The 13615-nt window shown below is 71.3% G+C and carries 11 protein-coding genes and 1 tRNA gene; 8 read left to right on the top strand and 4 right to left on the bottom strand.

Annotated elements, in window-relative coordinates; all coding sequences use genetic code 11:
- Positions 1–168 precede the first annotated feature (168 nt).
- The 3 genes from AL2_RS14025 (at position 169) to AL2_RS14015 (ending at position 4715) form a co-directional block, all read left to right on the top strand.
- Positions 169–2586 (top strand): M4 family metallopeptidase, encoded by a 2418-nt coding sequence (locus AL2_RS14025; RefSeq protein ID WP_067633913.1) that lies wholly within the window; start codon positions 169–171, stop codon positions 2584–2586.
- Positions 2587–2660: 74 nt separating this feature from the next.
- Complete coding sequence (locus AL2_RS14020) at positions 2661–4169, top strand: M28 family peptidase (RefSeq protein ID WP_067633912.1); 1509 nt, start codon at positions 2661–2663, stop codon at positions 4167–4169.
- Positions 4170–4496: 327 nt separating this feature from the next.
- On the top strand, positions 4497–4715 hold the full coding sequence (locus AL2_RS14015) for a DUF2277 domain-containing protein (RefSeq protein WP_067633910.1): 219 nt from the start codon (positions 4497–4499) through the stop codon (positions 4713–4715).
- Between the two features lie 4 nt (positions 4716–4719).
- On the opposite strand, the gene AL2_RS14010 is transcribed toward AL2_RS14015, so the two are convergent.
- Both AL2_RS14010 and AL2_RS14005 read right to left on the bottom strand, forming a co-directional pair.
- Positions 4720–5739: an aspartate-semialdehyde dehydrogenase gene (locus AL2_RS14010; protein ID WP_067633909.1), complete on the bottom strand. Its 1020-nt coding sequence runs from the start codon at positions 5737–5739 to the stop codon at positions 4720–4722.
- A 97-nt stretch (positions 5740–5836) separates the two neighbouring features.
- Positions 5837–6988: an acyl-CoA dehydrogenase family protein gene (locus AL2_RS14005; RefSeq protein WP_210747592.1), complete on the bottom strand. Its 1152-nt coding sequence runs from the start codon at positions 6986–6988 to the stop codon at positions 5837–5839.
- 139 nt (positions 6989–7127) lie between these two features.
- On the opposite strand from AL2_RS14005, the gene AL2_RS14000 reads away from it, so the two are divergent.
- Positions 7128–7457 carry a PspC domain-containing protein gene (locus AL2_RS14000; RefSeq protein ID WP_067633905.1) on the top strand — a complete coding sequence of 110 codons (330 nt, stop codon included), beginning with the start codon at positions 7128–7130 and terminating at the stop codon, positions 7455–7457.
- Here AL2_RS14000 and AL2_RS13995 read toward each other — a convergent pair.
- Together AL2_RS13995 and AL2_RS13990 are read right to left on the bottom strand one after the other, a co-directional pair.
- Entirely contained in the window at positions 7454–8782 is a 1329-nt protein-coding gene (locus tag AL2_RS13995; RefSeq protein ID WP_067633903.1) for an MFS transporter, read from the bottom strand. The two genes, AL2_RS14000 and AL2_RS13995, sit on opposite strands and share 4 nt — an antisense overlap.
- Before the next feature lie 94 nt (positions 8783–8876).
- The gene (locus AL2_RS13990) at positions 8877–9218 is read right to left on the bottom strand and encodes a metallopeptidase family protein (RefSeq protein ID WP_067633901.1); all 342 of its coding nucleotides are present in this window, start codon (positions 9216–9218) and stop codon (positions 8877–8879) included.
- Between the two features lie 32 nt (positions 9219–9250).
- Between AL2_RS13990 and AL2_RS13985 the strand changes: the two genes are divergently transcribed.
- The 4 genes from AL2_RS13985 (at position 9251) to AL2_RS13970 (ending at position 13400) form a co-directional block, all read left to right on the top strand.
- A complete protein-coding gene (locus AL2_RS13985) occupies positions 9251–10906 on the top strand; it encodes a metallophosphoesterase family protein (RefSeq protein ID WP_245666653.1) in 1656 nt (551 codons plus the stop codon).
- 73 nt (positions 10907–10979) lie between these two features.
- Positions 10980–11055: transfer RNA gene (locus AL2_RS13980), tRNA-Glu, on the top strand.
- A gap of 486 nt (positions 11056–11541) precedes the next feature.
- On the top strand, positions 11542–12375 hold the full coding sequence (locus tag AL2_RS13975) for a CPBP family intramembrane glutamic endopeptidase (RefSeq protein WP_067633900.1): 834 nt from the start codon (positions 11542–11544) through the stop codon (positions 12373–12375).
- A 527-nt stretch (positions 12376–12902) separates the two neighbouring features.
- Complete coding sequence (locus AL2_RS13970; protein ID WP_157438147.1) at positions 12903–13400, top strand: hypothetical protein; 498 nt, start codon at positions 12903–12905, stop codon at positions 13398–13400.
- Positions 13401–13615: the final 215 nt, after the last annotated feature.

Below are 13615 nucleotides of genomic sequence, written 5' to 3'. Positions count from 1 at the left end.
ATGGATTCATTGACACTTTTCACAATTCAGGGTGCACTTCGGGGCAGCTCATCCGGATGAGTCCCCCATCCATACCCCCCGCCGGGCGAGCGGTGGCCCCGCGGAGCGCTCCCACAAGGACCTCCACGTGCCCCCGTGCACCGCCCGGCACGTGGAAGGAGCACCCCCGTGAGACACCAGACCGCGATCGGGGCGACGGTACTGTCCGTCGGCCTCGCCGTGGCGATGTCCTCCCCCGCCACCGGTGCGATTCCCCGCACCGCCCCCGCGGCCCCGGCCAAGCCGGACCCCCGCACCGTCGCCGCCGCCTCGGCCGACCGCCTGGTCGCGGCGAAGCCCGCCGAGTTCAAGGTGGCCGCCAAGGACGGCATCGTCCGGCGCGGCGTCACCTCCGGACTGCACGGCCTCCAGCACGTCCAGTACGAGCGCACCTACGACGGCCTGCCCGTCTACGGCGGCGACTTCGTCGTCACCACGAACGCGAGCGGCGGCGTCCTCAGCACGTCCGTCGACCAGACGAAGAAGCTCAGCGTCTCCACCAGGGCCACGGTCGGCGCGGCGGCAGCCGCGAGGACCTCCCGCGCCAAGGTCTCCAAGGTCGAGAGCGCGTCCACGCCACGCCTGATGGTGCTGGCCGAGGGCGCGGGACGGCTCGTCTACGAGACCGTCGTCAGCGGCACACGGAAGAACGCCCCGACGAAGCTGCACGTCCTCGTCGACGCGAAGACCGGCAAGGTCGTCAAGACGTGGGACGAGGTCCGGGACGCGGCCGACGACCGCAGCTACTACCACGGCACCGTCGACCTCAGCACCGCCGCGACGTCCATGACCGACCCGCAGCGCTCCGGCGTCCGGTGCGGCGGCCAGAGCGGCTCCACCTACACCGGCTCCGACAGCGCGTGGGGCAGCGGCAGCGGCACCGACTTGGAGACCGCCTGCGTCGACGCCATGTACGCCGTCCAGAAGGAATGGGACATGCTGCGCGACTGGCTCGGTCGCAGCGGCATCAACGGCAGCGGCGGCGGCTTCCCGCTGCGCGTCGGCCTGAACCAGGCCAACGCGTACTGGAACGGCAGCTACACGAACTTCGGCCACAACCAGGCCGGCACCCGGCAGGCCACGTCGGTGGACGTGGTCGGCCACGAGAACGGCCACGCCGTCTTCACCACCACGCCCGGCGGTGACAGCGGCGGCAACGGCAACGAGAAGGGCGGCATGAACGAGTCGGCCGGCGACATCTTCGGCGCGCTGACCGAGCACTACATGAACGAGCCGTCCAACCTGGACCCGCCGGACTACCTGGTCGGCGAGGAGGTCGACCTGGTCGGCTCCGGGCCGATCCGCAACATGTACAACCCGCAGGCGCTCGGCGACCCGAACTGCTACTCGTCGTCGATCCCCAGCACCGAGGTGCACGCGGCGGCCGGCCCGCAGAACCACTGGTTCTACCTCCTGGCCGAGGGTTCGAACCCGTCCAACGGCAACCCGACCAGCCCCACCTGCAACAACTCGACCGTGACCGGCATCGGCGTCAAGAAGGCCGGCCAGATCTTCATGGGCGGGCTGAACCGCAAGGTCACCAGCTGGAGCCACGCCCGCGCCCGCGTCGAGACGATCAACGCGGCGGTGGAGCTGTTCCCCGGCTCGCCGACCGAGTGCAACGCGGTCAAGGCGGCGTGGAGCGCGATCAACGTCCCGGCGCAGAGCGGCGAGGCGTCCTGCGGCACCCAGCAGCAGAACGACTTCTCGCTGTCGCTGAACCCCGGTTCGGGCGGCGCCCAGGCCGGCGGGACCGCCACCGCGACCGTGACCACGGCCGTCACCGGCGGCAGCGCGCAGCAGGTGGCGCTGTCGGGGACGAGCAGCCCGTCCGGCCCGACCGTGTCCTTCTCGCCGAGCACCGTCACCGCGGGCCAGTCGGCCACGATGACCGTCCGCGTCCCGGCGGGCACGGCCGACGGGACGTACCGGATCACCGTCCTCGGTGACGGCGCGTCCGTCGACCGCAGCGCCACCTACACGCTGACGGTCGGCGGCGGCTCGCCCGGCGGGACCGTCTTCTCCGACGACTTCGAGACGAGCCAGGGCTGGACCACCGACCCGAACGGCTCCGACACCGCCACCGCGGGCGCCTGGCAGCGCGGCACCCCGCAGCCGACGAGCTGGTCCGGCACCAACCTGCAGCTGGCCGCGGCCGGCGGCAGCGCCGACCTGGTCACCGGCGCCGGCGCCGGGACGGACGCGGGCACCTACGACCTCGACGGCGGCGTCACCAGCGTCCAGTCCCCGGCGATCAGCCTGCCCAGCGGCACCCTGTCGCTGAGCTTCAACTGGTACCTCGCCCACCTGAACAACAGCTCGACGGAGGACTACCTGCGCGTCCGCGTCGTCGGCTCGAACGGGTCCAGCACCCTGCTGAGCCAGAGCGGCGCCATGGCCGACAAGGCCGGGGCGTGGCAGACGGCGACGTACGACCTGTCCGCCTACGCCGGCCAGTCCGTCCGCATCGTGGTGGAGGCCGCCGACGCGGGCTCCGGCAGCCTCGTCGAGGCCGGACTCGACAACGTCAAGATCACCAAGTCCTGACCGCCCCCCGCCCGCGGCCCGTGACGGGGCCCGCTCCCCCGTCACGGGCCGCTCCTTCCCCCTCTGGAGGATCGATGAGATCGCGCACCCTGGCGGTGCTCGGGGCGGCGGCCCTGACGGTGTCCGCCTTCCTGCCCCTCCCCGCCTCGGCGGCCCCTGCCGCCCCCGACATCTCGCTCACCAGCGTCAAAGCGCACCTGTCGCAGCTGCAGAGCATCGCGAACAGCAATGGCGGCAACCGCGCCCACGGCCGTCCCGGCTTCCGCGCGTCGCTCGACTACGTCAAGGGCAAGCTGGACGCGGCCGGCTACCAGACCAGCGTCCAGTCGTTCTCGCGCAGCGGCGCGACCGGCTACAACCTGATCGCCGACTGGCCCGGCGGCGACACCGGCGACACCCTGATGACGGGCGCGCACCTCGACAGCGTCACCGCCGGCCCCGGCATCAACGACAACGGCTCCGGCTCGGCCGCGATCCTGGAGACGGCGCTCGCCGTCGCGCGCGAGAACCACCAGCCGGACCGGCACCTCCGGTTCGCCTGGTGGGGCGCCGAGGAACTCGGCCTCGTCGGGTCGACCTACTACGTCGACAACCTGCCGTCGTCCGAACGGTCGAAGATCACCGGCTATCTGAACTTCGACATGGTCGGCTCCCCCAACCCCGGCTACTTCGCCTATGACGGGGACGGGTCGTCCGGCAGCGGCGGCCCGGCCGGGTCCGCGGAGATCGAGCGGGTGCTCCGGTCGTACTTCTCGTCGATCAACGTGCCCGTCCAGGACACCGCGTTCGACGGGCGGTCGGACTACGGCCCGTTCATCAATGTCGGCATCCCCGCCGGCGGCCTGTTCACCGGCGCCGAGGGACGCAAGACGTCCCAGCAGGCGCAGCTGTGGGGCGGCCAGGCGGGCGTCGCGTTCGACCGCTGCTACCACTCGTCGTGCGACACCACATCCAACATCGACGACACCGCGCTGGACCGCAACGCCGACGCCATCGCGAACGCCGTCTGGACGCTCGGCGGCGACGGCGGGTCGCAGGAGCCGCCCGGCGACACCGTGTACTCGGACGGCTTCGAGTCCGCCACCGGCTGGACCGCGGACCCGGACGGCACCGACACCGCCACCGCGGGCACGTGGGAGCGCGGCACGCCCCAGCCCACGAGCTGGTCGGGCACCAACCTGCAGCTCGCCGCCGCCGGCGGCAGCGGCGCGCTGGTGACCGGCGCCGCGGCCGGGTCCGACGCCGGGACGTACGACCTCGACGGCGGCACCGGCACCATCCAGTCGCCGGCGATCGCGCTGCCGGCCGGGTCGAAGACCCTGTCGTTCTCCTGGTACCTCGCCCACCTGAACAACAGTTCGTCCGCCGACTACCTCCGGGTGCAGGTCGTGGGGCCGAACGGGTCCACGACCGTGCTGAACCAGGCGGGCGCGGCGGCGAACCGCTCCGGGTCCTGGCAGACGCAGACCGCGGACATCTCCGGCTATGCCGGGCAGACCGTCCGCATCCTCGTGGAGGCCGCCGACGCGGGCTCCGGCAGCCTCGTCGAAGCGGGCCTCGACAACCTCAAGGTCACCACGTAAGTGCAGCTCGGAGGCCGGTTTCAGGGTTTTCCACGACCCCGTTCACACAATTGAAAATCCAGTGCCGGATGGATTCGTTGACACCCGCCCGGCTCGCGCGGTGCACTGCTGAACAGCCCGTCCCCCACCCCCAGGGCTGATCACCGGCGGGACGCACGGCACGAATCTCGGCCCGAGCCGTGCGCACCGCCACCGGGGTCCCCGCCCCCCGCCGGACCCCCGGGCTCTCTTGTCCGCAGTTCCCAGGACATGAGGGTCCGGGGGCCCTCATGTCCTGGGAAGCTGAGCAACCCGCGAAACGTCCGACCTCGGGGTCACAATGGGAGCATGTGTCGAAGCATCAAGACGCTCAGGCCGCCCTATGCGGAGGACGTGACCGACGAGGACGTCCGGGCGGCGGCGCTTCAGTACGTCCGCAAGATCTCCGGGTTCCGGGCGCCCGCGTCCCATAACGCGGAGGCGTTCGAGCGGGCCGTGGCGGAGATCGCGCAAAGCACGGCGGCCCTCCTCGAAACGCTGGAGGTCCGAGGAGGGCGCGCTCGCTAGGTTCCTACTCGGCGGCGACGAGCTCGGCGATCTGGACGGTGTTGAGGGCGGCGCCCTTGCGCAGGTTGTCGCCGGCGCAGAAGAGCGCGAGGCCGTTCTCCACGGTCTCGTCGCGGCGGATGCGGCCCACGTAGGTCGGGTCCTGGCCGGCGGCCTGCAGCGGGGTCGGGACGTCCGACAGGACGACGCCCGGCGCGCCGGAGAGCAGCTCGCTCGCGCGCTCCGGGCTGATCGGGCGCTCGAAGCGGGCGTTGACCTGCAGCGAGTGCCCGGTGAAGACCGGCACGCGGACGCAGGTCCCCGACACCTTCAGTCCGGGGATCTCCAGGATCTTGCGGCTCTCGTTGCGGAGCTTCTGCTCCTCGTCGGTCTCGGCGAGGCCGTCGTCCACGATCGAGCCCGCCATCGGCAGGACGTTGAACGCGATCGGACGCACGTAGACCGACGGCTCCGGGAAGTCGGCGGCGGAGCCCGAATGGGTCAGCCTGTCGGCGTTCTGGACGACCTTGGCCGCCTGGTCGTGCAGTTCCGCGACGCCCGCGAGGCCGCTGCCCGACACGGCCTGGTAGGTCGAGACGACGAGGGCGGTGAGCCCGGCCTCGGCGTGCAGCGGCCGCAGCACCGGCATCGCGGCCATCGTGGTGCAGTTCGGGTTCGCGATGATGCCCTTGGGGCGGTTCGCCGCGGCGTGCGGGTTGACCTCGGCGACGACGAGCGGGACGTCCGGGTCCATCCGCCAGCCGGACGAGTTGTCGATCACGACGGCGCCCGCGGCGGCGACCTTCGGCGCCAGCGCCCTGGACGTGGTCTTGCCCGCGGAGAACAGCACGACGTCGAGGCCGGTGTAGTCGGCGGTCTCCGCGTCCTCGACCGTGATCTCGGAGCCGTCCCACGGGAGCTTGCGCCCCGCGGAGCGCGCCGAGGCGAACAGCCGCAGCTCGTCGACCGGGAATCCGCGTTCGGCCAGGATTTCGAGCATCTTGGCCCCGACCTGTCCGGTGGCCCCGACGATGCCGACTCTCATGCCGCTCCCTCTGGTAGATCGCTTGACCCGGGTGAGTCTGCCCAGGTCGCTGGCAGGCGTCCAGGCAATAACCCTACGCGGAAGGGGCAAGCCCTCCTTAACGGAACGCGTCCAGGCCGGTGACGGCCTTCCCGAGTGTGAGCAGATGCACTTCCTGCGTCCCCTCGTAGGTGAGGACGCTCTCCAGGTTGTTCATGTGCCTGATCACCGGGTATTCGAGCGTGATCCCGTTGGCGCCGAGGACCGTGCGGGCCTCGCGGGCGACGTCCAGGGCGGCGCGGACGTTCGCGAGCTTGCCGAACGACACCTGCTGCGGCGTGACCTCGCCCTCGTCCTTGAGTCGGCCGACGTGCAGGGCGACGAGCCCGGCCTGGCCGAGGGCGACCTCCATCCAGGCGAGCTTCTCCTGCGTGAGCTGGAAGGACCCGATGGGCTTGCCGAACTGCTCGCGGGTCTTGGCGTAGTCGACGGCCGCCTCGTAGCACGACCGTCCCGCCCCGATGGCGCCCCACAGGATCCCGTAGCGGGCCTCCGACAGGCAGCCGAGCGGCCCCCTCAGGCCCTTCACGCCCGGCAGCATCGCGTCGGCGGGAAGCCGCACGTCGTCCAGGACGAGCTCGGACGTGACGGACGCGCGCAGCGACAGCTTCCGATGGATGTCGCTCGCCGTGAACCCAGGTGTGCCCTTGGGGACGAGGAAGCCGCGGATCCCGTCGTCGGCCTGCGCCCAGACGACCGCGATGTCGGCGATCGACCCGTTCGTAATCCACATCTTGGCGCCGTTCAGCACCCAGCCGGCCCCGTCGCGGCGGGCGCGGGTCAGCATGTCGCCCGGGTCGGAGCCGCGGTCGGGCTCGGTCAGCCCGAAGCAGCCGATCGCGTCCCCGGCCGCCATCCGCGGCAGCCACGCGTTCTTCTGCTCCTCCGACCCGTACTTGTGGATCGCCGCCATCGCCAGGGACCCCTGGACGGACACGAAGCTGCGCAGCCCCGAGTCCGCCGCCTCCAGCTCCCGGCACGCCACCCCGTACGCGACGGCGCTCGTCCCGGCGCAGCCGTAGCCCCGCAGGTGCATGCCGAGCAGCCCGAGCCCGCCCAGCTCCGGAGCCAGCTCGCGGGCGGGGAACGTCCCGTCCTCGAACCAGCCGGCCAGGTGCGGGGCGACCTTCTCCGCCACGAAGGCGCGCACGGTGTCGCGGACCATCCGCTCCTCGTCGGTGAGCCGGTCGTCCACACGCAGCACGTCCATGCGGGTTCTCCTCATTCCGGGGCCGTCCGCCCACGAGGGTACGTCGGGGACGGCACCCTGACCGGGCAGGGGTGCGCTCAGGGGCGAATCAGGGCGAATCCCGATGTCCGATCCGCGCTCAGCTGGGCATGATCGAGGCATGGACATGGAGAAGAACACCACCGGGCAGGCCCCGGCCAAGAAGCTGCGCCGCACCCGCGACGGCCGGATGCTCGCCGGCGTCTGCTCGGGCGCCGCCGAGTTCCTCGGCGTCGACGCCAACATCCTCCGGATCGGCCTGGCCGTCTTCACGGTCTTCGGCGGCGCCGGGATCGCCCTCTACGCCATCGGCTGGGTGCTCATCCCCGAGGAGGGCGCGGCGACGTCGATCGCCGAGGACCTGTTCAAGAAGGCGAGCGACTCCCCAACCGTCCAGGACGCCGTCCAGAAGACGAAGGACACGGTCAACAAGAACCGCACCGGCGCCTAGGCGGACCGGCCGACGCCGGACATCTCGCCCTCGCCTCGGCCGGACGGCCGGGTCACGGCGACGGGGCCGGCGCGCTTCCCGGCGATGACGCCGCCGCGGACCTGGTTCCAGCCGAGCGTCAGCATCGCCGCGGCCGACAGGCCGAGGACGCCCGCGAGCGCCACCACCGTCTCCGGCCCGAGCACCTGCGCGGCGGCGCCGCCGACCAGGATGCCGATGCCCTGCCCGGCGAGGATGCCGGATTGGGCGAGCCCGAACGCCTGCCCGCGCCCGGCCGCCGGCACCGAAGCCACGAACGCGGTGTTCGCCACCAGCTGGTACGCGCTGCCGACGCCCGACAGCGCCCACAGCGCGACCACCCACCACAGCGGCGGTTGGACGCCCGCGCCGACCAGCGGCAGGCAGGCGAGCATCGACATCCACCCCATCGCGTGCAGCCGGTTCGCGGGACGGACGAACCGGCTGAACAGCAGCGAGCCGACCACCATCCCCGTCGGCATCGCCGCCAGCAGCAGCCCGGCGGTCACCGCGCCGCCGCCGAACGTCGCCGCGTACGGGACGGCCAAGCCCTCGGGGATCACATAGAACGCGCACAGCCACGCGAACAGCACCAGCGACCGCAGCACCGGGTCGCCGAACACGAGGCGCGCGCCGTCCCGCGTCCCGCGCAGCAGCCCCAGCGACTCGCGCTCCCGCCGGCGCGGCGCCGCCCGCGGCCGGAGCCCGCCGATCAGGATGACGGCGGACGCGCCGAACGTCAGCGCGTCCAGGGCGAGGGCCTCGTACGTCCCGACGACCGCGACGATCGCGCCGCCCGCCAGGAAACCGACCACCTGCGTGACCTGGTGGGTGATGTTGGCGATCGCCGAGCCCGCCACATATCTGTCGCCTTCCAGGACGTCCGGCATGACGGCGGCGCGCGCGGCGGAGAACGGCGTCCCGAGCAGGACGACCGCGAACACCAGCGCCGCCAGCACGCCGACCGGCATCCCCACCAGCGCCATGACCGCCACCAGCGCCGCCCGCAGCACATCGCAGACGATCATGACCGTGCGGCGCGGGAACAGGTCGGCCAGCCCGGACAGCACGGGCCCGCCCAGGATCGGCGGCAAGTAGGTCAGCGCGTAGATCAGGGCCGTCAGCAGCGTCGACTTCGTGTGGTCGTACACGAGCACGGCCAGCGCGACCTGCGCCAACTGGTCACCGATGTACGACAGTGCCTGCGCCAGCCAGAGGGCACGGAACTCCCCGACCGCGAAAACCTCGCGGTAGGTCGCCTGCTCCTCCGGCGGACGACGATGCCGGCCGGTCTGCCTTCCCGCCACGCACGCTCCAGTTCAGCCCGCCCGGTACGGGCGCCCTCCCCATTAACTCACGCTGCGTGGCAGTCGCGTGACCTACAGTGCGCAATTCTTTGCGTCAGTATCCGAGTTCGTGCAACTTCCCGTCATCGATCCCGAAGTGGTGCGCGATCTCGTGCACCACCGTTATCCGGACTTCCTCCACTACGTCCTCACGGGTGTCACAAATCCGGAGGATCTCGTCACGGTAGATCGAAATGTGATCGGGCAGGACGCCTCCGTACCAGTCCCCCCGCTCAGTCAGGGGTACCCCTTGGTACAAGCCGAGCAGGCCGCGTTCGGGCGCCTCGTCCTCGACGACGATGACGACGTTGCGCATGTGCGCGGTCAGCTTGGGTGGGATGGTGTCGAGGGCCTCGGCCACGAGGTCCTCGAACTCATCGCGCGACAACTCCATCACACCGTCGATTCTGCTCGATAGAAGGGGAACACGTGCCCAAGGTCCGCGCCGCGCTGACGAAGACCCTGGCGACACTCCGCGCCGCCCGCGCCGCCACCGCCGACCGCGTCCGCCCCGCCACCCGCCGCGTCTCCCCCTTCCTCGCCCACCGGTGGACGCGCCTCGGCCTCGTCGTCGTCATCGGCCTGGCCGGCGGCTACCTCGGCCTTATCGGCGGCGGACGCTACGTCACCCCGGTCGGGCCCACCGACGTCCAGCTCACCCTCCAGCCGTCCCTGCACGGCGGGACGACCCTCAAGCTGCCTCCCCTCGGCTCCCTCCGCCTCGACACCCACGAGGGCCCGGTCTCCCTGGAGGCCCGCCTCACCGACCTGCGCCCCGACCAGGCCAAGAAGCTGATCGAGGACGACACCGAGATCGACCGCCTCACCGACCGGATCGCCGGCCAGATCCGGCACGGCCTCGTCGAGCTGCTCATCCGCGCCACCCTGTTCGCCCTCGCCGCGAGCTTCATCGCCTCTCTCCTGCTCTTCCGCTCCTGGCGCCGCGCCCTCCTCGGCCTGACGTCCGCCGCCACCGGTCTCGTCGGCATCACCCTCCTGACCTGGGCGACGTTCAACCCGCAGTCCATCGCCGAACCCCGCTACACCGGCCTGCTCGCCAACGCCCCCCAGATCGTCGGCGACGCCCAGAGCATCGTCGAACGCTTCTCCGCCTACCGCGCCCAGCTCGCCCGCCTCGTCGGCAACGTCTCCGAGCTGTACACCACCACCTCCACCCTCCCGACCTACGAACCGGACCCGTCCACCATCCGCGTCCTGGACGTCTCCGACATCCACCTCAACCCCGCCGCCTGGAACGTCATCAAATCCGTCTCCACCCAGTTCAAGGTCGACCTCATCATCGACAGCGGCGACCTCATGGACCACGGGAGCAAGGCAGAGGACAAGTTCACCGACTCCATCTCCGACCTGAAGATCCCCTACGTCTACGTCCGCGGGAACCACGACTCCAAGGAGACCCAGAAGGCCGTCGACCGCCAGAAGAACGCCATCGTCCTGGACGACGAGACCCGCGAGGTCGAGGGCCTGCGCATCTACGGCGTCGGCGACCCCCGCTTCACCCCCGACAAGAGCACCCGCGACGACTTCGTCGGCGCCGACCAACTACGCGCCGAAGGCATCCGCTACGCCACCAATCTCCGCGCCTCCGGCACCACCCCCGACCTCGTCGTCACCCACGACCCCACCGAGGGCGAAGCGTTCTCCGGCATAACACCCCTCGTCCTCTCGGGCCACACCCACTCCCGCTCCACCAAGCTCCTCCCCACCGGCACCCGCCTCTTCACCCAGGGCTCCACCGGCGGCGCCGGCCTCCGCGGCCTCGAACACGAGGAACCCACCCCGATCGAACTCTCCGTCCTCTACTTCAGCCGCGCCACCCACCGCCTCCAGGGCTGGGACGACCTGCGCCTCGGCGGCCTCGGCCTCACCTCCGCCCAGATCGAGCGCCACCTGGAACCCGCCCCGGAACGCACCATCAACCCGACGCCGCCCGCCTCCTCACCCCCCGCGTCCCCGACCTCCCCGTTCCCGTCCGAGTTCCCCTCGGACTGGCCGTCCCGCACCCCGTCCCCCACCAGCAGCGCCCCAGGCGCCCGCCCCCCGTCCCCCACCCGCACCGGCTAACCGTTTGCGCGCCGCCCCGCCACGTCCTCTACACTGACGAGGTCGAGTGGCGACCACGTCCGCCACCACCCGGGCCCCCTTCGTCTAGCGGCCTAGGACGCCGCCCTTTCAAGGCGGTAGCGCCGGTTCGAATCCGGTAGGGGGTACCACGCGCATGGCCGCAAGATCACCATCCGGCCCGCCGCCGTCCCCCATGATTGCGACATTTGCTGCCCGTAGTCGCGTATCCGCTGTTTCGGGCGTCATCGTGACCTGGACGTCGACCTTGTTGCCCTGCTTGTCATGACGCATCTGGACGGCGAACACGTCCAACAGGCGCCGCGGGGCCGGTCAGGTAGCAGGTCGAAGTCGACCGTCAGTTCGCGTAGCACGGCTTGCCTTGCCTCCAGGTCCGCGCCGATGCGTGTGGTGCGTTCGTTGAGGGAGTTGACGAAGTCGCGAGTGCGGGGCCGTCGCCGTCCGCAATGAGTCGATGACACGTTCCGTGCGACGCTTCAACTCCGCACCCCGGATCCAACGCCTCCCGCAACGGCGCGGGGACTTTTGACGTCGCCCTCGGCGTTGATCTCCCCGGCTGAGCGCACCCCTGCTAGTAGCCGGGGCGCTCCCGCCGCGGATTCTACGAAGGAGTCATCGTGCGTCTGATATGGCAGCTCTTGGCGGTTGTGGCGGTCTGGATCCTCGGCAGTTTCGGCACGGCGGCGGTGAAGGACGACCCCTGGCTGGCGCTCGCCGCCGGCCTGCTGACGGCCGTCGTCGCGGTCTTGGTCTACGGCTGGGTGGTGCGGCGCACCGAGCACCGGGCCCCTGTCGAGGTGTCGCTGAAGGGAGCAGGCGCGGCGATCGGCTGGGGCACGCTGCTCGGCATCGCGCTGTTCGGGGCGGTCATCGCGAACATCGCCCTCTTCGGCGACTACACGATCAACGGCCTGGGCACGCCGGCGAACGCCGTCGCCCTGCTCGGCATCATGGCGGGTGCCGCCGTGACCGAGGAGCTGGTCTTCCGCGGTGTCCTGTTCCGGAACGTCGAGCACTGGACCGGAACCTGGATCGCGCTCGTGCTGACCGGCTCGCTGTTCGGCCTGATCCACCTGCTCAACGCGAACGCCACCCTGTGGGGCGCCATCGCCATCGCCATCGAGGCAGGCGGGATGCTGACCGCCGCGTACATCGCCACCCGCAAGCTGTGGGTGCCGATCGGTCTGCACTTCGGCTGGAATGTTGCCGCGAGCGCCATCTTCAGCACCGAGGTGTCCGGCAGCAACACCCCGGAGGGCCTTCTGGACGCGACGATGTCGGGTCCCGCGCTGGTCACGGGCGGCGACTTCGGACCGGAGGGCAGTGTGTACGCCGTGGTGTTCGGCGTGGTGGCCACCGCCGTGTTCATGTGGCTGGCACACCGGCGTGGTCACGCGGTCCCCGTCCGTCGCTCGGCCCGGGCGGACCTGGCCGCTGGGCTCGCCAGGTGATCGAACTCCAGCGGTACTCCCGGACCGTGACGGGAGATCGACGTCACGGTCCGGGAGTACCGCTGGCGTCGGTGCCGGCGGTCGCATCGTTCGTGCCGACGTTCCACGGGCAGGGGGAAGGCCCGGCCGCGTGTTCGGCCGGGTCGTCCGCGCACGTCGATGCAAGGTGCCACGGTTCACTCAGGCGCCCGGCCTTCCTCACCTCCCGGCAGCAGGTGCGGGAAGCCTCGCCATCGAACCGGCCGGCGGATCCACCCAGCGCACCGGTCTTCCCATCCTCACCCTCGGACTCGGCTGACGGCCCGCACCCACCACGCAAACGATCCGGGCTGGGGCAGCCGGTGGCCGGGGGCGGTCGTGCGGGGCTGCGAAACGAGCCGGGCGCTGTGTTCCGGCTCGGCGCGGTAGGCGATCCGGTCCGGCCGCCGTCCCTGGGCCGTTCGGGACTGTCCCGAACGGCCGGAGGGGGCCTCGAACGGTCTCCGGTGTGCTGGGATTTGGCCCATCTCAAGTGACTGGAGGTCTCGATGGGCTCAGTACGACGCAGGGTGCCGGCGGCGGCGCTGGCGGGAACGTTCATGATCGCGGGTGCTCTCGGGCTGGCCGCTCCGGCGCAGGCGGCCCCGTCGGCGGCCGGGGCGTCGGCGGCCGGGGCGTCGGCGGCCGGGGCGTCGGCGGCCGGGGTGGCGGCGGCGTTTCCGGCGAAGCCGTGCAAGTACGTGGTCGGCAAGCCGTACCGGAAGGGGCGCACGATCACGGTGAAGGTGTGGGCGGGCAAGTGCGCCGAATTCCCGCCCGACGGGATCGCGACGCTGTGGCGGAGCCGCTGGTACGGCTACCAGAGCCTCAAGCCGCGCGCCACCTGCAAGCGCAAGGCCGGCAACTGCGTGGCGACGCTGAAGTACCACTGCCCCGCCGGCACCACCTACACCTACAAGGCGTCCGCCACGCTCACGACCGGAAGCCAGGCCCGCCAGTGGGGCCCGACTCGGCGCATCCACTGCCCCGCCTTCATCAGCACCTGACGCCCCCGAAACGTACGCCCGGTCCCGGGGTGTCCCCCAGGGCCGGGCGACCGGCCACCGGCACCCGAGCCGCCTGGGCGGCGGCGTGGTTCCGTAGGTGAAGCACTCGGTGGTGGACGATTCAATCCGCAGGCTCCGGGGCCGCCACGGACCGGGGATGTTCAGCGGCGACACCTCGGTCGGCGCCCTCGTCGCGCTGATGCGCAGTAGGCGCG

The organism is Actinomadura latina NBRC 106108 (genome assembly GCF_001552195.1).
Lineage (GTDB): Bacteria > Actinomycetota > Actinomycetes > Streptosporangiales > Streptosporangiaceae > Spirillospora > Spirillospora latina.
Note: the sequence above shows the minus strand (reverse complement) of the source record. Positions and strands in the feature narration are given on the sequence as shown.